Below are 19,445 nucleotides of genomic sequence, written 5' to 3'. Positions count from 1 at the left end.
ACCGAAAGCGCATTTCCCTTGGTGGTTTTATGCAGGCGGTGCTGTGATGGGCTTCTTTTGGTGGTTGATGTGGAGCCGAGATGCTAGCTACATCCCCTTTATTTACTATGCGTTTACTCCGTTGTGGTTGGGGGTTTATCTTCTTTTTAGATGGCATTGTGTATCAGAGAAATGGTGGACGCTCTTTGTTTGCAACTAAGCCTTGGCTATTGTTGTTTAGTGGCATTGTTTCATTCTTCGGTTGGATGTATTTCGAATATTATGACTACTTTGTTTTGGAAAACTGGTACTACCCAAATGCTAATCAAACCAGTTTGTCACGCACGACCATCGTGGTTATTTTCTGCTTAACCTACACTACGGTGACACCTGCCATTATGCAGTGGTATACCTTGCTAAATACGTTGCCTATTTTGAAAGTAAAGTATCAACAAGGACCTCGCTGGAACCTTTCTGCAAATGCGCTGATATATGGAGGCTTAGGCTTAATCTTTGCGATGGTATTTTTCCCTAAATTGCTGTTTTGGGCTGTATGGGTTGGGCCAATGGCGGTTATGACCGGAGTGTTGCAAAAACAAGGTATCTGGAATCCGTTTGCTGGCATTATTAAAAATGGTAATTGGACCGCAGCTGCCGTGGTGGGGTTAGCTTCTTTGTGCAACGGTTTTTTCTGGGAAATGTGGAATTATGGCAGTGCTCACCCAGACCCTAGTTTAATTACCAATCCTAATTATTGGGTTTATGACATTCCTTACGTTAATCTAAACTTTATCCATTTACCGACAGAGATGCCGTTGTTGGGGTATATGGGGTATGTGCCTTTTGGTATTTTGGTTTGGCAAGTATTGATCTGGAGTGGTCGTCTATTTGGAGTAGAGACAGATCTTCGCGATATCACCGATTGGGACTATGGTGTTCATAACACTGAAGAGACTTATACGCCTCAACATGGTGAGGGTTAACTATGTCAGCACTTACTTTATGGAAAAACTCCCCGTTTGCAAAACAACTAGAGCTGAGTTTGTCTGAGTGGGTTAATCCTCACTCTGCCTCCTATTTACCCCCGGAAGAGCGAGTAGCGGTATTCGATTTGGATGGAACTCTGTGGTGCGAAAAACCTGAATTTGCTGAGTTCGCTTTTTGGCGCAGTGAGTTGCAACAAGCCTTAACTCAATCTCATCATAACCATCACGCGGCAATACTAAATGTGCTGCAAGATATAGAGGAAGATCTCTATGTACTCGCGGCAAAGTTCGCTCATCTGTATCGAAACGTGCATCAAGGAACTAGTTCTGAACAATATCAACAAAGGGTGCGCAATTGGTTATCCTCAATACTTCACCCAAGGTTTCATCAGCCATACGAAAAACTAACGTACACACCTATGAAGCAAGTCATTGAGCTGTTGCAACAACATGGATTCCGTTGCTTGATTGATTCGGGAAGTACGGATGATTTTGTTCGGGCGTTTGGTGAGGAGTTATTGGGTATAAAGCCTGAAGATGTGCTGGGTTCGCAGTTGAACTTACACGACGTAAGCCAATCAATGGTGTTGAATATTGGCCATCAAAAGGTAAAGCAGTTGCAGCAGTTGACCACAATAAAACCAATTTTGGCGGTGGGGAATACGTTTAGTGATGTTGAGTTGATTAAGTGGGCTAAACAGCGAGAAGGTTCATTGACTGCTTTTGTTTCTCATGACGATGATGCTCGTGAATACCGCTATCACTTTGGTCCGATACTTGATATTGAGTTGAAAACTGCACTTAGAAACACGCATCAGATCTCAATCAAACAGCATTGGGAGCAAGTTTTTTCTTTTCAAGAGATATTGGTGGGTAAACAAATCGAAACCTTTGCCGTATAATGTTGGCCAATTTGTTGGTGTTGGAATTTAACGGGACAATTTGCTTATATCGCTAGGTATTACCTATCCTATTACTGAAGAATATTCACCTCTAACATATTTTTTAAATACAACAGCACGCAAGGGTATCAGTCTTGACAGATTGTGATATACTCTGCGCGCACTTTATACCTTATTAACAGAGTAAGACAATGACTGATTTATCAAAATACAGAAACATTGGTATTTTTGCTCACGTAGACGCGGGTAAAACTACCTCTACAGAGCGTATCCTTAAGCTAACTGGTAAAATCCACAAGATGGGTGACACGCACGACGGCGAATCAACTACTGACTTCATGGAGCAGGAAGCTGAGCGTGGTATTACAATCCAGTCTGCTGCTACTACTTGTTTCTGGAACGATCACCGCCTAAACATCATCGATACTCCTGGACACGTTGACTTCACAATCGAAGTTTACCGTTCTCTAAAAGTACTTGATGGTGGTATCGGTGTATTCTGTGGTTCTGGTGGTGTTGAACCTCAGTCTGAAACTAACTGGCGTTACGCTGACGAATCAAAAGTATCTCGTCTAATCTTCGTTAACAAACTAGACCGTATGGGCGCTGACTTCTACAAAGTTTGTGACCAAGTACAAAACGTTCTAGGTGCGACTCCTCTAGTGATGACTCTACCTATCGGTATCGAAGATGACTTCACTGGTGTTGTAGACGTACTAAGCCAAAAAGCTTACGTTTGGGACGAAACTGGTCTTCCAGAAAACTACGAAATCCAAGATATTCCAGCTGATCTAGTAGAGAAAGCTGCTGAATACCGTGAGATGCTAATCGAAACTGCTCTAGAGCAAGACGAAGACCTAATGATGGCTTACCTAGAAGAAGGTGAAGAACCATCAATGGAAGAGATCAAGCGTTGTATCCGTAAAGGTACTCGTGATCTAGCATTCTTCCCAACTTACTGTGGTTCTGCATACAAGAACAAAGGTATCCAACTTGTTCTTGACGCAGTAGTAGACTACCTACCGTCTCCAACAGAAGTTGATCCACAGCCAATCACAGATAAAGATACAGGTGAAGCAACTGGTGAAGTTGCAACAGTATCTGCTGATGAATCACTAAAAGCGCTTGCGTTCAAGATCATGGACGACCGCTTCGGTGCACTAACGTTCATCCGTATCTACGCTGGTAAGATGAAGAAGGGTGACACTATCCTTAACTCAGCTACTGGTAAGACTGAGCGTATCGGCCGTATGGTTGAGATGCACGCAAACGACCGTAACGAGATCGATTCAGCACAAGCTGGTGACATCATCGCTGTTGTTGGTATGAAGAACGTTCAAACTGGTCACACTCTATGTGATCCTAAGAACGAAGTTACTCTTGAGCCAATGATCTTCCCAGAACCAGTAATCTCTATCGCTGTTAAGCCTAAAGATAAAGGCGGTTCTGAGAAAATGGGTATCGCGATCGGTAAAATGGTTGCAGAAGATCCATCTTTCCAAGTTGAGACTGATGAAGATTCAGGTGAAACTATCCTGAAAGGTATGGGTGAACTTCACCTAGACATCAAGGTAGACATCCTTAAGCGTACTTACGGCGTTGAGCTAGAAGTAGGTGCTCCACAGGTAGCTTACCGTGAAACTATCACTCAACCAGTTGAAGATAGCTACACGCACAAGAAACAGTCTGGTGGTTCTGGTCAGTTCGCGAAAATCGACTACCGTATCAAACCAGGTGAGCCAAACTCAGGCTTCACGTTCTCTTCAACAGTTGTTGGTGGTAACGTACCTAAAGAATTCTGGCCTGCAGTTGAGAAAGGCTTTGGCGGCATGATGGAAACTGGTGTTCTAGCTGGCTTCCCTACTCTAGACGTAGAAGTTGAACTATTCGACGGCGGTTTCCACGCAGTTGACTCTTCAGCTATCGCTTACGAAATCGCTGCTAAAGGCGCATTCCGTCAGTCTATGCCTAAAGCTGGCGCGCAACTTCTTGAGCCAATCATGAAAGTTGACGTGTTCACTCCAGACGATCACGTTGGTGACGTAATCGGTGACCTTAACCGTCGTCGTGGTATGATCAAAGACCAACAAGCTGGTACTACTGGCGTACGTATCAAGGGTGATGTACCTCTATCAGAAATGTTCGGTTACATCGGTTCTCTACGTACAATGACTTCTGGTCGTGGTCAGTTCTCTATGGAGTTCTCACACTACGCACCATGTCCTTCAAACGTAGCTGACCAAGTTATCGCTGAAGTTAAAGAGCGTAACGAGAAGAAGTAATTCTTTAAGTTAAATCTTTAAGATAAAAGCCTCGCTTATGCGGGGCTTTTTTGTATCTGCGTAACCTATTAGGTAGTGATGTAGGGAGACTTCGATAAGGAGGCTAAGAGTCTTTCATTTCTTGCTTTAACCAGTCTGTAAATGCCTGAATTCGCTCTCTTCTTGGTGATTCTGTTGCGGTAAATAGATTAAATTGCACTCCAGGCGTTAGGCCTAAATCGAATGGCTTAACCAACATTCCTCTTTCCACAAAATCACTGGCTAAACAGTCACTGGCTAAGCAGACGCCATGGCCGGCAATAACAGCACTCATGGCCAAATCAAAGGTACTGACTTCCATCCACTGCACTGCATTTTTGTTCATCGCTAGTTGTTGTGATTCAAACCATTGGCTCCACTGAAAGCTTGAAGAATCGTAATGAATTAGCCAGCAATCCAATAGCTGTTTAGGGTGTGCAAACTGCATCGATTTGGCTAACTCAGGCGAGCAAAAAGGGTAGATGGGCTCATGCATTAACAGCTCTTTGTGCAATACACTTTCATCGACCTCTTTCTCTCCTTGCCAGATAGCGACATCCACTTCGCCATGTTCCAAATCGAGCGAGTGGCAACTGGTAATGATACGAATAGGAATATCAGGGTAGGCAACTGAAAACTTCCATAACCTTGGCATTAACCAGCGAGAGGAAAACGAAGGCGGCGCATTGACTTTCAGTAGCCCTTCAATCGGTTCATTCTGAATGATATTGAGGCCACTCACTATTTGGTTAAAGCCTTTGGATACGTGGCAAAGCAGCGTTTCACCACGCTGGGTGAGTTCCATATTACGACCTTTACGGACGAACAATTTGCAGCTCAGTTCATCTTCGAGACGTCGAATGGTTTGGCTAACGGCTGCTTGGCTAACAAACAACTCGTCTGCTGCTTTGCTGTAGCTTTTGAGCCTAGCTGCAGCTTCAAAGTAGCGCAGCCCTGCAAGATGTCTTAATCGCTTATCCATAAGCTCAACTTATATTCCTTGTTAGAAATGGTTGTTCGGTTTTTGAACAGCATGTTTCCATAATACAGAGAAAGATGAGGAGGCGCACTATGGTGATCAGTTTCAAATGGAATATAGATTTAGAGTTTAACTTCAAGAAAATAAATAAGAAGTGGACGTTGACGAGCCTAAATACTAGTAGAAACAGCCTCTCAACGAAGGAGTTAAGTGCTCACCTTCAACAGGATATTGGCGTGTTGGATAGTGTCTCAAATCGTCGTGTACATATGGATTATCTATAATAAGGTGTTATTAAAAAGGAGCGCAATGCGCTCCTTTTAGATTGATGATGGGTGTTTATTCTTCCCAGACGACCAATTGATCTTTCGGCCAGTTGTGACCGATGTCGTGGTATTTCTGTTCAAGAATATGGCGTTTGATTTTTAACGTAGGAGTAAGAATACCGTTTTCGATACTCCATGGCTCTTTGATCATCAACACGCCTTTGATCTGCTCGTGAGACTCAAGCTGTGCGTTCATCTTCGCTACCACTTTTTTGGTGGTTCTTGCATAACGTTCCCGATCGAAGTTGGGGAAGTCGTGGGGAACAACCAATAGGATAGGTGCCGGTAGGCCTAAGCCAATCAAACACATCATCTCGACTCGGCTGTACTCAAACAGTTTTTTCTCGATTGGCACAGGCGCGACAAATTTCCCTTTGGCGGTTTTAAAGTTGTCTTTTTTACGCCCTTGAATAGTGAGGTAGCCATCCACATCTAACGAGCCAACATCGCCTGTATGCAGCCAACCGTCGGAATTAAATGACTCTTGCGTAGCGATATCATTTTTGTAGTAGCCAGAAAATAGACCTTGGCCACGTACTAAAATCTCATCATCTTCCGCTATCTTGAGTTCGATCCCGGGGCCTGCATTACCTACAGAGCCTATCTTGTCAGCGCGGAAAGGGTAGTTGAGTGTGCTATAGGCGAATGACTCTGTCATGCCCCAAGCTTCGGTGATATTTAGCCCTACACTGCGGTACCACTCTAGCAGCGCCGGTGATACCGGAGCGCTACCACAACCAAGCACTCTCGCTTGATCTAGGCCGAGGCCATCGGCTAATTTTTTCTTAATCAGAGAATTAACAAATGGGATTTTGAGCAGGAAGTTGAGTTTTTTCTGTGGCAACTTGTCTTGAATACGCTGCTGGAACAAAGTCCATAAACGAGGAACTGAGATGAACAGCGTTGGGCGCTGCATTTTTACGTCTTCAATAAAGGTATCTAATGACTCAGGGAAGGCTGTCTGAACGCCACCCATAATCGATGAGCCAAAGATATACACTCGCTCAGTGATATGCGCTAAAGGCAGGTAAGAGAACAATCGATCTTGTTTCTCGATGCCGATATGATTGATCAGCTGTTGTACTGACCAAGCAAATGCGCCATATGTCAGCATGGCGCCTTTTGGCAGACCAGAGGTGCCTGAGGTGTATACGATAGACATCAGCTTATCATCGTAGTGTTGTGGGCGCTCTTCACTTGGGTCTGAATGCTCAACTAATGGCGTGAATTGGTGCTGACAGTTTGGTGCCGTGTCATAAGGTAGCGAAATACTCACTAGACCATCGAGTTTGTCTATCACCTCTTGAGTGGCCTTTGGATCATCCAACTTGCCGCCGATGATCGCTTTACTCTCACTGTGGGTGACACAGTATTCTATTGTGTCTGCGCCAGCGGTAGGGAAAATAGGTACGCTAATATAATCCCCTAGCATCATGGCTAAATCGCAAATAAACCATTCTGCGCAGTTCTTTGATACCAACGCTATTCGGTCCCCTGGCTGTAAACCTAATCCACGTAGCGCAGTGACGAGGCTCAATGCTTTATCAGCAACTTCAGCGTAGCTGTATTCAATGAACTCACGATTAATGATCTGCTTTAGATAAATTTCGTCTGGGCGTTCCTCTGCCCATTTCAAAATCATTTCATTAGCGGGAGGAAGAGTGCACTTTGCGTTACTCAACTCGTTCGGCTGAATCATTGTCTAACTCCATGTTATTGGCAAAGATTCCCTTCTAGATACCCACGAGCATGCTTCAACAAGCAAATTGGTTGGTGGAGAGCTTTCGTTAACCAGTGCGCACGAGTAACAGTTTGAAGGTAATTATTATTGTTAATGTAATGTTAACTTTAGCATGAAAATCTCAAGTGTGGAAAGTCCTCGAAATCACGAACTTCACTTTCAAACGGAAGAGAAATTTGCATGTAAGGTCAGAGCGTTCCTGCGAGGTGTGCTTTAAACACACAATAACCACTGCATAGGTTGAGGCTGCACTGGTTGAGGTAGTAATGAACCATAATATTGAGCACAGATAGATGTTGAACAATAAGTCAGCAGGCATGCCAAGAGTTTTAAGTGAAAGCTGTTAGTGAAGTTAGCTATTAACGTATCCAGACCTAATTATTGTTAACAGAAACTCTAATCATAATAATACGGCCGACAATTGTCAGATATTTAGGGGTAGAGATTACAACTAAAGGGTTAATTTATCTGATAAATTCATCTATATCTCATTTTGTTATATCTATAGGCATAAAAAATATATACAACAAAATGACGGGAAAATCGTCGAAATATTGACGTAACTCGTTATTAATAAAAGTATTACTATTTGTTTCTTTCAATTTTCAATTAGGAATTCATTTTCATACTCATATTGCTAAAAAGGATCTTGCTGACTAGTTTTACTATGAATCTATTGAAATAGATCACATCGATATAAGGTTGTAGTAAAAGGAGAGAGTTATGATCTTACGTAAATATGTTGAGTTACAAAATCTTGCGCATAGTTTTATCAAAGAGAAAGAAGGTGTTACCGCGATTGAGTATGCATTAGTTGGTGTAGCGATCGCAGCTATTGTAGCTGCGGTATTTGGTAGTGACACTACAACGGGTCTAGGATTAGCACTATCGAATGCTATGGCCAATATTGTTTCGAATGTACAACCGTAGGTTTCTGTATTAAGTGACTGTATTTATTAGCACGGTTTTTATACTAACTCTTTTAGTTTGTTATTTTGACTGGCGCTATAGGATAATACCTAATTGGCTGTGTTTGTTAATATTAGTGCTTTCAATTTCTTCCCTTATGATAACAAAAAATCCATTTGAATGGTTGAGCTTTGTTATTTTGTTACCAGTCTCTTTATTGGTTTGGAAGGTTGGAATCTGGGGAGCAGGAGACAGTAAACTCCTGCTCGCATTTTTTCCTATGATTGATAGTCAATATTACCTTAGTACAATGATTTATATTGGTTTTGCTGGTTTTGTTACTGTAATTGTATTTTTAATATCAAAAAAAATTAGTGATAAAAATAAATTCAATTCAGTACCTTATGGAATACCGATTGCCTTGAGCTGCTTTATTACCTCAGTAGGCTCTATTTAGGAGGTCGTATGAAATTGAAAATTCTTGTTCCAATAGCATTGGTTTGTATTGGTGCGGGTTTATATGGATTGTCGAGCAACTATTTTGCCAAGAACAATCAAAATGTGGCAATACCGGATACACCAGAGCAAGATAGCGCACTTGCCTCTGTGTATGTGGTTAAGTCTCCCATTAAACGGGGAGAACTCATTTCCAAATCAAGTCTTGAAGTAAAGCGAGTACCAGAAGAACAAGCTTTGAAAATGGGGATTGATACCGCTCAACCGCTCACTCTTCCTGCTGGTGGTGTTGCGATTCAGGATATGGCTGAAGGGGAAACATTATCTCCAGCAACGATGCTCTCGCCTGATGAATTGGGTTATATCGACACGGTATTAGCGCCCAATCGAGTCCCTTATGCCATCAAGGTCAACGACACTGATATTGTCGGAGGACTTATCACTCATGGCACTATGGTTGATGTGGTTGCACTCTCTTCTGAGCAACAAAATTTAGCCAATGATGAAACTGTTTCAGGCTATCAATCCGTCTCTATTTCCCCGGTGCTCATCGCGGTCAAGGTACTTAAAGTGAGCAAAGAAACTAAAGAAGAAACTCGAGACCAAGACGCGGCAACGACCGTGACGCTCATCTTAGAGTTATCACAGCGCCAAGTTGCCAAATTGGCTATCGCTAAGAATATTACTCAGCTTGAAGTGCATAAGTCGCTTGGATTACAGGAAGCGTCAGAGCTACAAGCTAACTCAGGTGATGTACTGCCTGACTATCGAGCAATTGTCGAATTCCGTGCCAATGAGGTAACGGTTAAATAACAAGAACAATGGAGGAGACATGAGAAAAGGATATCTAATACTGCTATGCCTTCTACTAGTCCCCATTAGCATTTCAGTACACGCCGCCCGCATAGTTAACCTTTCCGAAGGTGATGCGCAAGCCATTGAAACTCAGTCAGAGATTGGTTCTGTTTTTATCTCCGACCCAGAGATTGCCGATTATCAAGTAATCGACAAAAACAAAGTGGTTTTCTTTGGACGTAAAATCGGTAATGCCTCATTTATGGTGTTTGATAAGGAAGGCAATACCTTGATCTCCCGTAAATTAGTGGTCAATAAAAGCTTGGTGCACATCCAACAGCAAATCCAGCTGAGATACCCCAAGAGTGACGTCAGCATATATAACTTAGGTGAGCAGGCGGTGCTTAGCGGTACGGTCTCGTCAGACGAAATTCGTGAGCAGATTTATCGTTTAGCGGGTGAGCTGCTAGGTAAAGACGTTGAAATTACCAATGTTAACTGGGATCTCGGTGATCAAATGTATGAGATGCAGTTCATGCGCCGTTACCGCTTCCAAGGTTTAGTGAATAACATTGATGTGGTAACCACTAAGCAAGTTAACGTCAAATTGACCATAGCGGAAGTCACTCATAGTTTCCTCGAAGAATTCGGTATTCAAATTGGTACGACTTCGCCCGGCGTTTTCGTTGACCAGATTACCAATTTTAGTGCCAGTGATATTGTCTCCGTGATTACCGCGATTGGCGATGATAACGTCGGCCAAGTGCTCGCCGAGCCCAATCTGTCGGTGATCTCTGGTGAGACAGCTAGCTTTCTGGCTGGTGGTGAGATTCCGGTTGTGACAGTGATTGATGGTTCAACAGACGTTGAATATCGCGAATATGGTGTCCGACTAGAGTTGATGGCCAAAGTGCTTAGCGATGAAAAAATCAAGCTGTCTATGATGCCTGAGGTCAGTGCATTAGATAACCAATATGAGAACGACAATTACGACTTGCCAGCATTAAGAACCCGTAGAGCCAGAACCACCGTTGAACTGGGAGATGGTCAAAGTTTCATTCTAGGTGGGTTACTGAGCACAGAAGACCGAGAGACACTGCGTCGTATTCCTTACATTGGCGATATTCCTGTACTGGGAGCTCTATTTAGAAATACCGCTACAGAGCGAACCAAAACAGAGCTTGTTATTGTGGCGACGGTCAATCTGGTTCAGCCGATTCACCCGTCTCAAGTGCAATTGCCAACCATGCAAAGAACCTCGAATTTAGAACGTTTCTTTAAGATTGGTGAGGGCTATCCAAAGGCAGCAGAAACCAAGGTTAATGAGGTGTTGTCGACAGGAGGGTTTAAGCAATGAAATCACTAATTAAACCATGTTTAACCTGTTTGGTGGTATTAGGTTCGCTGGTGGGTTGTGCTGAAACCATTCAAGAGCGAGACGGTGCACACCTGCATATTGTACCTATCACCAATACGTATCATTTAACCATTAAGCCCAAAAAGGAGCGCCATGCTTGGGAGCTGCTATATGAATATGTAGAGCAACAATGGAACGTGATTGCAAATGAGAAAATTGCCATTGAGTGGTCGAGTAAGGCAGGTAAACGTATGGCGGATAAGCTGAGCAAACAGCTGCAAAAGGATGGGATTAGTGCCGACATGATTGTTATCACTCAATCTGAAGCTAAGCAAGAGAGTCACTTTGATATCTCGGTCAGTACAGTGAAATACAAAGTGGTTACGGAGCTGTGCGACTACACCACAATTGGTCAGTTTGGCAGTTATCACGATGGATGTTTCGCAGAGAATGCTCGTTGGCAGAGTATGGTCCATCCAGAAAAAATGTTGCTTGGTCAAGAGCTAGAAAAATAAAGAGGGAGCGGCGATGTTTGATTTAGTCGATATCTTAAAAAGCCGTGAGGATGGTGCTGCGGGTGAGGCTCGTAACATTAACTCGATTGCTTTCGTGCAAACGGATGAATGCAAAAAATTGATCAGTGAGGCGTATCGATTTGAAGGCTTAGAGCAGCCGGAATTCAATACTCTTTCCGATGATAAAGTTTCAGAGAATACGCGCTCTGAGTCAATTGAAGTGATTATCCTAGAGCTAAACAAAAGTGAGGATATTGCTCAAGATGCCGAGCGTTTGAGCCACCTCATGCCCAACAGTGCTTCCGTAGTGGTGATTGGCAGCGAAGATTGTATTTCGACCATTCGAAAACTCAAAGCCTTGGGTATTTACTACTTGTTCTGGCCGATTAATAAGAATGAGTTAATCGACTTTGTTCTTAGCGTCAATGACAACCGATTAGGCAATCGAGGGTTAAGCAAAAAACGTCGAGCAAAACAGGTTAGCTTTGTTGGCTGTAAAGGTGGAGTGGGGACAACGCTACTGTGCGCTGAAATGAGTCGAGTGCTATCAGACAAGCGCAATGCCTCTTGTGTAGTGGTGGATAACTGCTATCAAGGCGGTAACCTCGACATCATGCTCGGGATTGAAAAATTTGAGAAGCGTGAAATTCGTTCCGGCTCTCTTGCCTCTAACTTGGATTTTTCATCGTCTCAAAGCTTGCTCAAAAAGCAGAATAAGAATTTGTCTGTACTCTCTTTAACCTCGCAAGATATTGAAAACGTAGACCTTAAAGATTACACCAAAAACGTCGCTGCGTTTGTCTCGGAAGAGGTGAACTTTGTGTTAGAAGATCTCTCTTCTACTGCTGAAATGGTTTTTTCGTCTAAAGAGCTAGTGGAGATTTCTGATTGCATCATTTTGGTTATTTCCCCCACTATTTCCTCTCTACGTGAAGCGGCTCGTCAGTACAAAGAGATCAAAGAGCTGTCCGAAACCAAGTCATCACCGGTGCGCATTATTGTCGTGCTGAATTACTCACTGCCGGATTCTTGCGCCACGGTGAGCCGCGATGAGGTTGAAGAATTTTTACGCCGACCCGTTGATATCATTGTGCCGTACATGAAAAAGCTTGATGCACACATTCTCGATAAAAAACGCATTACCGATTATCGAGGCCAACCAGCGAAGGCGATGGAAAATCTCGCGGCGCTTATCTTTGGTGAAGAGATGAAAAACAACTCACCATTCCCATTTGGTTGGGGAGGCTAACCTATGCAAGGTGCCAGAGAGATATACAAAGATCTACGCGGAAAAATATTTGATGCTCTCGATCCTGAGGTGATTAATCGCCTTAACGCTCAGCAGCTCTCTGAACAGTTGGCTCAAGCATTAACTATGCTGATTGATAAAGAGCAGTTGCCGGTACCTACCGTATTGCGCAATGACTTTGTTAAGAATTTAGTTGATGAACTACAAGGTTTAGGGCCGCTGCAACCCTTGATGGATGATGAATCCATCACCGATATCATGATCAATGGTCATGAGCATGTCTTTATTGAACGTAACGGTTTGGTTGAGCCGGCGGATGTAACATTTGTTGATGGCCAACAGTTACTTGAAATTGCTAAACGTATTGCCGGGCGCGTTGGTCGCCGCGTAGATGAATCTCAACCCATGTGTGATGCCCGCTTACCTGATGGTAGCCGGGTCAATATTGTTATTCCTCCTATTGCCATTGATGGCACTTCTATCTCGATTCGTAAATTTAAAAAACAAGCGATCGATTTAAATAAGTTGGTTGAGTTTGGCGCTATGAGCCCGGAAATGGCGCAGATGATGATGATCGCTTCCCGTTGTCGCCTCAACATTTTGATCTCTGGTGGTACTGGTTCAGGTAAAACCACCATGCTCAATGCACTCTCGCAATACATTTCGGAGAAAGAACGGATTGTCACTATTGAGGATGCGGCCGAGTTGCGTCTATTGCAGCCTCACGTTGTTCGTTTAGAAACTCGCACTGCTGGTATTGAAAATACGGGCGCAGTGCACCAGCGAGATTTGGTGATTAATGCCTTACGTATGCGTCCTGACCGCATCATTGTTGGTGAGTGTCGTGGTGGTGAAGCTTTTGAGATGCTGCAGGCAATGAATACGGGTCATGATGGCTCCATGTCAACGCTGCACGCCAACACGCCAAGAGATGCGCTCGCAAGGGTAGAAGCTATGGTGATGATGGCGACCAATAATTTACCGCTGGATGCAATTCGACGCACCATTGTGAGTGCTATCGATATCATTATCCAAATCAGCCGCTTACATGACGGTAGCCGTAAAGTGATGAGCATTACCGAGGTGATTGGTATTGAGGGCAACAGTGTTGTATTGGAAGAGATATTCCGCTTTCAACCGGAGTTAAGTGAAGCCAATACTGAGCAAGTGCGTGGTAACTATGTGACTGCGGGCTTGATGAAGCGCTCTGTTCTGGTCGAAAAAGCACGCTTCTTCGGTTTAGAAGCACAATTAGATTCTCTATTTCAAATAGGGAGGCAGCAATGATCTATTTTGTCCTGCTCGGGTTTGGAGTGCTAGTACTGTTGGTATGGGCATTCGAGCCTAAGAAAAAGCACACTTATCTGGAAGAGTTCAACCGCACTGTACTGGTGAGCAATATGTCCAGTGAGAGCGGCCAAGCGGTAGACTTGAAGTCGCTATCCGACAGAACCTATGGGCAAATGATCAGCGAGAAGTGGGTCAATGTTCAAAAGCAATTGGGTCGTTTCTCCTACTTTAAGATTCTCTTAGCGATAGCAGTATTCGGTTTTCTTGCACTTGAAATCAACGACAGGTTCATCCGTGGTAACGTTTTTATTGTTGTCGCGATTGTTGAAGTGATAGGAATGACTATTGGCTATTTATGGCTGCAAAAGCGTGAAGAGAAAATGTTTGAAGAGTCTTTTCCTGATGCGCTTAACATGCTTTCAAGCGCCGTGTCTTCGGGGGAAAGTATCATGCATGCCATCATGTATGTGGGTAAATCTCTCGATGGCGATGTCGGTGCCGAGTTTAAGCTCATGGGTGAGCGTTTACAGCTTGGTGAGAGTGCTGATGATGTGCTGCGTAAATCTTGCCGACGTTTTCCTTATCCATCATTTCAATTTTTCGTTATTACCTTGCGCGCTAATATGCACCGTGGTGGTCAGCTAAAAGATGTGATCACTCGCTTAAATCGATTGATGTTTGATGCGCGCTCAATTGAGAAGAAAAAATTCGCATTGACTGCAGAGGCTCGTATGTCGGCCAAAATAGTGGCGGCAATCCCGTTTATTTTCTTACTCATTATGCAAGCGATGAGCCCAGACAACTATGAGTTCGTGATGTTTCACGAAGAGGGGCGTCCGATTCTTTATTACATGTTGATCAGTGAAGCCATCGGGATAGCCATCGTTTGGGGCTTGATGAAAGGGGTGCGCTGATGGAAACGGTTATTGCTTTTTTCTCAACCACCACAGGGCAAGTGATTCTCGCTGCTTGGTTTGTGGTGCTCGGCGTTTGTGTGGTGTTTTACAGTTTGTATTTAAGGGCGATTCGTCAAAATCGCTTTGCAAAATATGGTTTGAATTACAGTAAAAAACAGCGTGCGCAGAGCTTCCTTGAATACGTCAATAAGATGATTGGTAGCTTCGTTTCCATGTCTGAAACGGACGTCCAACAAAAGCTGATAGCAGCGGGTTTTTATGACGCCAAATTCTCTAAATGGCTATTCCCAATCAAGTACGGCGCATTGGTTATTGGTGCTGGTTTGATTGTGTTCTATGGCATACAAATTGTTTTACCAATAACCCAAGTATTGCTCTACACCTCTCTTTGGGTAGTGCTGTGTTTGCTTGGGCCAGATTGGTACTTGGCGATGCGCAGAAAAGCGCTGCAGCGCAAACTCTCGGACCGTTTGCCGTATCTACTTGATTTAATGGGAGTGTGTGTACAAACCGGTATGACCATCGAATCCTCCATGGGTTATTTAACCAAAGAGATGAGCGGCTTTGATCGTGACATTGCTTATATGCTGAATAAAACCAATGAGCGAGCAAAGTTGGTTGGTTTAGATCAATCGTTAGAAGAGTTGTATGACCGCGTACCAACGCCTGAGATTCGTAGTTTTGTCATGACCTTGAGTCAGAGTTTGCAATACGGCTCATCGATTTACAGCGTTTTGACCACGTTAGCGATGGATATTCGTGAAATCCAAATGCTCGGTATAGAGGAAAAAATAGGTAAGTTGTCAGCCAAGATGTCTATTCCGCTGATACTACTCATCATGTTACCTATCGTTATTTTGATTACTGCACCAGGCATCATGAGAATGATGGCCGGTTCATAAGGAAGGTGAACAATGGTCCAAAAAATCGTACTGTTATCGTTATTGTTTAGTGCACTTGTTGGGTGTAGCTCTACGCCGTCGAGCGTGGCTAAACAAGCGCAATCTGCTAGCTTTTCTGCCAAGGAAACGGTTTTGGCTCAGGCGGGTGATCAGGCGAAGCTGATTAGCTACTACAAAGAGCATTTAAAGCAAAACGAAGATGAGCGTATACGAGTCAAATTGGTTGAAGCGTATTTAGACAGTGATGATTTGGACTCTGCGGATTTTTACTATCAGACCTTATCCAAAAATTCTCAGTTTTCACCCAACGGACTATACTTAAAAGCACAGATCGAATTTGCGAAAGGCAACATGGATAAAACTATTGTTGCTGGTTTGGAAGCGTTAGAGGCTAGAGAAAATTACCCAGAGGTAGAAAACCTGTTGGGGATGGCTTATGCGTCTCAGAGAGATATCAATAATGCCTGGCGATACTTCTATCTAGCGCGAAAACACCTTTTCGATGATGTCACCATCAAGAACAACCTCGCCGTTATTGACCTCCTGTTACAAGACTATGGCCTTGCGATATCGCGATTGGAGCCTATTTACCAATCGGGAAATCGTGACACCACCATAGTCTCTAATCTTGCCTTGGCTTATGCAAAGTCGGGTGACTTTGAGCGTTTCAAATCGCTGTTTGTTTCCCGCTATACCGCTCAAGAAATCGAAGAGCTCTATATTGGCTTAAGGTTAGTGTCCGTGACACCTGCAGATGAGTTGCTTGCATCCTCTCCGACACCATCTACCGAGGTTAAGGGTTTAACCCCTTAAGGAGACAAGGATGAAAAAAAAGGAAAAGGGTGTAGTAAGTGTTGAATTGGCGCTCGGCTTCTTTGCGTTTTGGTTGATGGTTGCGGCTTGGGCGGAATTAAGCTTTATGTCTTATGTTTCCGCGGTCAACGATCTTGCCGTTGCAGAAGCATCGCGAACGGCGAAAAAAGACACGCAAGATTACATTGATCATTTTTATGATCGACTGGACGAGAGCGACAGTTTGTGGAGTGGATTAGTCGATAAAAGCAAATTTAAAGCGTCGGTTCGTTACGTTTCAAATATGAATGCGCTCAGTCAAGTTAACGCGATTTGTGAGCCTGCGGATGGGGTGCAAACCACAGAGTGTGGCACACCGGAAAATTCGGCAATTGCCATTTACTATATCAGTTACGACTTTAGCGGAATTTTTAGTTACTTCTTCGATCAAGACACCATCTTTGGTCGGGAAGTTATCGTGGTACAAGAGTATGAAAGAGATCAATTTGAAATCTAATCAGACCGGCGTATTCACGATTGAATTTGCAATTGTGGGATTACTGCTTGGTGTGTTGATTATGTTCACAGGTGATGTGCTAGTGAAGCTATCGATGAAAGGTAAATTAGACCGTTTGTCATACTCCGCAGCCAGCTTAGTGAAAGAGCGAACCCAACTATATGGAGAGGATTATGTCACAACAGGAGCTGATGCTGATGTTGTGTTTACAGTGATTAGTCGCTCATTAGAACGGACGACCAGTCAATATGAATTAGAACGCTTTGGCATGGTGATAGAAGAACAAACATATGCCGCAGACTCAACGCCCAATGCTTTACGCACAATGAACAGGGGCGGGAGAGACTGCAATCTTGATGAAACGCTAGGTGAAATTGAAAACGGCCTGACAGTAGAGACGTCTTGGGGGCGTCAGACCACCCTTTATCGAGTAACGTTATGTTACTTCACTGATAACCTTGTTGAAGATCTATTGGATAACGGCTTTAACATTGTTTCATCTAGCTCTGTCATCATAGGAAGGTGAGTTATGAAGTCTCCTATCTCTAAACAGAAAGGCCATGCTGCTATTTTGTTTACCATTATGATCCCCGGATTGTTTGGCTTGTTCAGCTTGGCGACTGATGGCGCAAGGATGATGCAAGACAAAGCCAGATTAGAAGATGGGCTCGAAGTGGCGAGTCTAGCCGTCGCGGCGCACAACGACGACAACGTTGATGACGGCTCGGGCAGCGGTAGCGCGGTCAATCAAGCGATTGCCAGTGCTTATATTGCTCAATATATGTCAGACATGAACTCTGTCGATAGCTTGTCGATTCAGAAGCTCAGCTGTGATCAAATCCCTGATTGTGTTAGCGGCCTTGCCGCAGGCGAACCTCGTTTCTTCGAGTTCCGAGTTGCGGCGACAACCGCGCACGATACTTGGTTCTCTGGTGACCTAAAATCTTTTGATGAAAACTACACGGTATCTGGGCAATCTAACGCACGTAAGTATCAAAACAGTGCGGTAGATGTTGTGTTTGTTTCGGACTTTTCAGGTTCCATGGGTGACCCTTGGTCTGGTGGCTCTCAAGACAAATACGAAGATTTAGTTGATGTTATTGAAACCGTGACAGATGAATTGCAAAAGTTTAATGATTTGGTCAACGCTGACGACAATACTGTAGCTTTTGTTGGTTTTAACAATTATGTACGTTTGATTGATGGTAATGGATCAGGTGCAACATGCTTTGTCGATCAACTGGAGTATAACCGCCGGGGCAATATAGGTTATCGAAGAACAGTGAATCGCGTATTCATTGAAAAGCAAGGCTGCGTGACGTCGGGTACCTATAACGCGGTCATCGAAGATATTTTGCCAACCACCAACTTTACTTCATTCAATAACAAGATTGATGATTTCTCACCAGCTGGTTACACCTCGTCAGCTCAAGGTCTGATTCGGGGCGCGCAACTGGCTAACCTAGGCACTAATCCACGCCGCTTGGTGGTTATTTTGTCTGATGGTAATGACTTAGGTTCAACCAATGGCGTTAACAATAGCACCATTTCCTCAACGTTGTACGGTAGCTCTTATAACTTGTGCGACAAGATTCGTGATGATCTTGATGCCCAAACTGCCGCAAATGGCGATCCGGTGACGTCGAAAATTGCGGTGATTGGTTTCGACTACAACGTATCAGGCAACACCGCACTGCAAGATTGTGCGGGCGTAGATAACGTATTCGAAGCCCAGAACAAGTCCGAAATACTCAATAAGATTTTAGAGCTGATCAGTGAAGAAATTGGGCATCTAAAATGATCGATAATTGCTAAGGAGAGGCCACATGCATAGAGCCATACTCACCACACTAATTGCTATTTTAAGTAGTCCTGTCTCAAATGCTGTGGCCGGAGAAGGTCAAGAGATACTGCGTTATTGCGCAAAACCAGATTTAAACTACCAACAAGACTTACAGTTCGGTCAAGCAACCGAAGTGATGCTCAATCAAGGGCCATTTATGTTGTTACAAGGTGAAAGTGATTTTGTTGTGACGGATCAGATGATTCGCCAAGAGCTGCTTAATGCGGGGATTGATCCTGATTGTGCAGAGTACTTGATGTCGAAAAGCAACACTGAGGCTTACGATTCTGGTGAGCTGGTGGCGCGGGTTTACTTTGCTTTCGATAAATCGCAACTGACCAAAGAATCAAAGTACGTACTGGATACCATGGTGGAAAAACTGGGGCAGAGTAAACAAGCGCTCACGTTAGAAGGCCACACCGACCATGTCGGGACGCATGAATACAACTTCGCGCTGGGTTTACGCCGAGCCAATAGTGTTAACGGCTATTTAGTCAGTAAGCAGATGCCCAAAGACTCGCTTACTGTGGTGTCGAAAGGGGAGACGATTCCAATTAAAACCAACGCGACAGCAGAGGGAAGGAAAGCCAATCGACGAGTGGATATCGTTGCGAGTGACTCGCAATAAAACCAAAGCCGCTGTTCGTTCAGCGGCTTTTTCTTTGTGTCGTTATTTTTATTTACACCAGT

19 protein-coding genes are annotated in these 19,445 nt (G+C 43.9%); 17 read left to right on the top strand and 2 right to left on the bottom strand.

From position 1 onward, the window contains the following. The first annotated feature begins 80 nt into the window (after positions 1 to 80). The 3 genes from MU515_RS07220 to fusA all read left to right on the top strand — a co-directional run bounded on the left by MU515_RS07220 (position 81) and on the right by fusA (position 4,149). Positions 81 to 962: a hypothetical protein gene (locus tag MU515_RS07220; protein ID WP_260259754.1), complete on the top strand. Its 882-nt coding sequence runs from the start codon at positions 81 to 83 to the stop codon at positions 960 to 962. A 2-nt stretch (positions 963 to 964) separates the two neighbouring features. Continuing rightward, on the top strand, positions 965 to 1,867 hold the full coding sequence (locus MU515_RS07215) for an HAD family hydrolase (protein ID WP_260259753.1): 903 nt from the start codon (positions 965 to 967) through the stop codon (positions 1,865 to 1,867). A gap of 191 nt (positions 1,868 to 2,058) precedes the next feature. Further along, positions 2,059 to 4,149, top strand: coding sequence for an elongation factor G (gene fusA, locus MU515_RS07210; RefSeq protein WP_260259752.1), 2,091 nt, complete (start codon positions 2,059 to 2,061; stop codon positions 4,147 to 4,149). Between the two features lie 103 nt (positions 4,150 to 4,252). Here fusA and MU515_RS07205 read toward each other — a convergent pair whose 3' ends face one another. Then, on the bottom strand, positions 4,253 to 5,149 hold the full coding sequence (locus MU515_RS07205) for a LysR substrate-binding domain-containing protein (RefSeq protein ID WP_260259751.1): 897 nt from the start codon (positions 5,147 to 5,149) through the stop codon (positions 4,253 to 4,255). A gap of 336 nt (positions 5,150 to 5,485) precedes the next feature. Next, complete coding sequence (locus MU515_RS07200; RefSeq protein WP_260259750.1) at positions 5,486 to 7,171, bottom strand: AMP-binding protein; 1,686 nt, start codon at positions 7,169 to 7,171, stop codon at positions 5,486 to 5,488. A 765-nt stretch (positions 7,172 to 7,936) separates the two neighbouring features. Between MU515_RS07200 and MU515_RS07195 the strand changes: the two genes are divergently transcribed. The 14 genes from MU515_RS07195 to MU515_RS07130 are packed head-to-tail and all read left to right on the top strand — an operon-like array spanning position 7,937 to position 19,383. Further along, complete coding sequence (locus tag MU515_RS07195) at positions 7,937 to 8,143, top strand: Flp family type IVb pilin (RefSeq protein ID WP_260259749.1); 207 nt, start codon at positions 7,937 to 7,939, stop codon at positions 8,141 to 8,143. Between the two features lie 13 nt (positions 8,144 to 8,156). Continuing rightward, positions 8,157 to 8,579: an A24 family peptidase gene (locus MU515_RS07190; RefSeq protein WP_260259748.1), complete on the top strand. Its 423-nt coding sequence runs from the start codon at positions 8,157 to 8,159 to the stop codon at positions 8,577 to 8,579. 8 nt (positions 8,580 to 8,587) lie between these two features. Next, the gene (gene cpaB, locus MU515_RS07185; protein WP_260259747.1) at positions 8,588 to 9,391 is read left to right on the top strand and encodes a Flp pilus assembly protein CpaB; all 804 of its coding nucleotides are present in this window, start codon (positions 8,588 to 8,590) and stop codon (positions 9,389 to 9,391) included. A 19-nt stretch (positions 9,392 to 9,410) separates the two neighbouring features. After that, positions 9,411 to 10,730 carry a type II and III secretion system protein family protein gene (locus MU515_RS07180; RefSeq protein ID WP_260259746.1) on the top strand — a complete coding sequence of 440 codons (1,320 nt, stop codon included), beginning with the start codon at positions 9,411 to 9,413 and terminating at the stop codon, positions 10,728 to 10,730. Then, a complete protein-coding gene (locus MU515_RS07175) occupies positions 10,727 to 11,245 on the top strand; it encodes a hypothetical protein (protein ID WP_260259745.1) in 519 nt (172 codons plus the stop codon). The genes MU515_RS07180 and MU515_RS07175 overlap by 4 nt, the downstream gene beginning before the upstream one ends. Before the next feature lie 13 nt (positions 11,246 to 11,258). Further along, positions 11,259 to 12,494, top strand: a complete 1,236-nt coding sequence (locus MU515_RS07170) for a CpaE/TadZ family protein (RefSeq protein ID WP_260259744.1) — start codon at positions 11,259 to 11,261, stop codon at positions 12,492 to 12,494. 3 nt (positions 12,495 to 12,497) lie between these two features. Then, positions 12,498 to 13,781 (top strand): TadA family conjugal transfer-associated ATPase, encoded by a 1,284-nt coding sequence (locus tag MU515_RS07165; RefSeq protein WP_260259743.1) that lies wholly within the window; start codon positions 12,498 to 12,500, stop codon positions 13,779 to 13,781. Then, positions 13,778 to 14,698 carry a type II secretion system F family protein gene (locus MU515_RS07160; RefSeq protein ID WP_260259742.1) on the top strand — a complete coding sequence of 307 codons (921 nt, stop codon included), beginning with the start codon at positions 13,778 to 13,780 and terminating at the stop codon, positions 14,696 to 14,698. The genes MU515_RS07165 and MU515_RS07160 overlap by 4 nt, the downstream gene beginning before the upstream one ends. After that, on the top strand, positions 14,698 to 15,603 hold the full coding sequence (locus MU515_RS07155; RefSeq protein WP_260259741.1) for a type II secretion system F family protein: 906 nt from the start codon (positions 14,698 to 14,700) through the stop codon (positions 15,601 to 15,603). Before MU515_RS07160 ends, MU515_RS07155 begins: the two co-directional genes overlap by 1 nt. Positions 15,604 to 15,615: 12 nt before the next feature. Further along, a complete protein-coding gene (locus tag MU515_RS07150) occupies positions 15,616 to 16,416 on the top strand; it encodes a secretion protein (RefSeq protein ID WP_260259740.1) in 801 nt (266 codons plus the stop codon). Positions 16,417 to 16,426: 10 nt separating this feature from the next. Next, complete coding sequence (locus MU515_RS07145; protein ID WP_260259739.1) at positions 16,427 to 16,912, top strand: TadE/TadG family type IV pilus assembly protein; 486 nt, start codon at positions 16,427 to 16,429, stop codon at positions 16,910 to 16,912. Further along, positions 16,902 to 17,438, top strand: a complete 537-nt coding sequence (gene tadF / locus MU515_RS07140; RefSeq protein ID WP_260259738.1) for a tight adherence pilus pseudopilin TadF — start codon at positions 16,902 to 16,904, stop codon at positions 17,436 to 17,438. Before MU515_RS07145 ends, tadF begins: the two co-directional genes overlap by 11 nt. A 3-nt stretch (positions 17,439 to 17,441) precedes the next feature. Next, positions 17,442 to 18,713 carry a TadE/TadG family type IV pilus assembly protein gene (locus tag MU515_RS07135; RefSeq protein WP_260259737.1) on the top strand — a complete coding sequence of 424 codons (1,272 nt, stop codon included), beginning with the start codon at positions 17,442 to 17,444 and terminating at the stop codon, positions 18,711 to 18,713. A 25-nt stretch (positions 18,714 to 18,738) separates the two neighbouring features. Next, positions 18,739 to 19,383, top strand: a complete 645-nt coding sequence (locus tag MU515_RS07130; protein ID WP_260259736.1) for an OmpA family protein — start codon at positions 18,739 to 18,741, stop codon at positions 19,381 to 19,383. Positions 19,384 to 19,445: the final 62 nt, after the last annotated feature.

This window comes from Vibrio intestinalis (genome assembly GCF_025195085.2).
GTDB classification, from domain to species: Bacteria; Pseudomonadota; Gammaproteobacteria; order Enterobacterales; family Vibrionaceae; genus Vibrio; species Vibrio intestinalis.
This window is presented reverse-complemented; position numbering and strand designations above follow the sequence as displayed.

What these genes read in the sequence shown, in the direction of transcription:
- MU515_RS07205 (WP_260259751.1), bottom strand. Translation starts at nt 5,149, where the DNA reads ATGGATAAGCGATTAAGACATCTTGCAGGGCTGCGCTACTTTGAAGCT.
- MU515_RS07175 (WP_260259745.1), top strand. Translation starts at nt 10,727, where the DNA reads ATGAAATCACTAATTAAACCATGTTTAACCTGTTTGGTGGTATTAGGT.
- MU515_RS07200 (WP_260259750.1), bottom strand. Translation starts at nt 7,171, where the DNA reads ATGATTCAGCCGAACGAGTTGAGTAACGCAAAGTGCACTCTTCCTCCC.
- cpaB (WP_260259747.1), top strand. Translation starts at nt 8,588, where the DNA reads ATGAAATTGAAAATTCTTGTTCCAATAGCATTGGTTTGTATTGGTGCG.
- MU515_RS07155 (WP_260259741.1), top strand. Translation starts at nt 14,698, where the DNA reads ATGGAAACGGTTATTGCTTTTTTCTCAACCACCACAGGGCAAGTGATT.
- MU515_RS07150 (WP_260259740.1), top strand. Translation starts at nt 15,616, where the DNA reads ATGGTCCAAAAAATCGTACTGTTATCGTTATTGTTTAGTGCACTTGTT.
- MU515_RS07145 (WP_260259739.1), top strand. Translation starts at nt 16,427, where the DNA reads ATGAAAAAAAAGGAAAAGGGTGTAGTAAGTGTTGAATTGGCGCTCGGC.
- MU515_RS07220 (WP_260259754.1), top strand. Translation starts at nt 81, where the DNA reads ATGCTAGCTACATCCCCTTTATTTACTATGCGTTTACTCCGTTGTGGT.
- MU515_RS07195 (WP_260259749.1), top strand. Translation starts at nt 7,937, where the DNA reads ATGATCTTACGTAAATATGTTGAGTTACAAAATCTTGCGCATAGTTTT.
- MU515_RS07135 (WP_260259737.1), top strand. Translation starts at nt 17,442, where the DNA reads ATGAAGTCTCCTATCTCTAAACAGAAAGGCCATGCTGCTATTTTGTTT.
- fusA (WP_260259752.1), top strand. Translation starts at nt 2,059, where the DNA reads ATGACTGATTTATCAAAATACAGAAACATTGGTATTTTTGCTCACGTA.
- MU515_RS07180 (WP_260259746.1), top strand. Translation starts at nt 9,411, where the DNA reads ATGAGAAAAGGATATCTAATACTGCTATGCCTTCTACTAGTCCCCATT.
- MU515_RS07170 (WP_260259744.1), top strand. Translation starts at nt 11,259, where the DNA reads ATGTTTGATTTAGTCGATATCTTAAAAAGCCGTGAGGATGGTGCTGCG.
- MU515_RS07130 (WP_260259736.1), top strand. Translation starts at nt 18,739, where the DNA reads ATGCATAGAGCCATACTCACCACACTAATTGCTATTTTAAGTAGTCCT.
- MU515_RS07215 (WP_260259753.1), top strand. Translation starts at nt 965, where the DNA reads ATGTCAGCACTTACTTTATGGAAAAACTCCCCGTTTGCAAAACAACTA.
- MU515_RS07165 (WP_260259743.1), top strand. Translation starts at nt 12,498, where the DNA reads ATGCAAGGTGCCAGAGAGATATACAAAGATCTACGCGGAAAAATATTT.
- MU515_RS07160 (WP_260259742.1), top strand. Translation starts at nt 13,778, where the DNA reads ATGATCTATTTTGTCCTGCTCGGGTTTGGAGTGCTAGTACTGTTGGTA.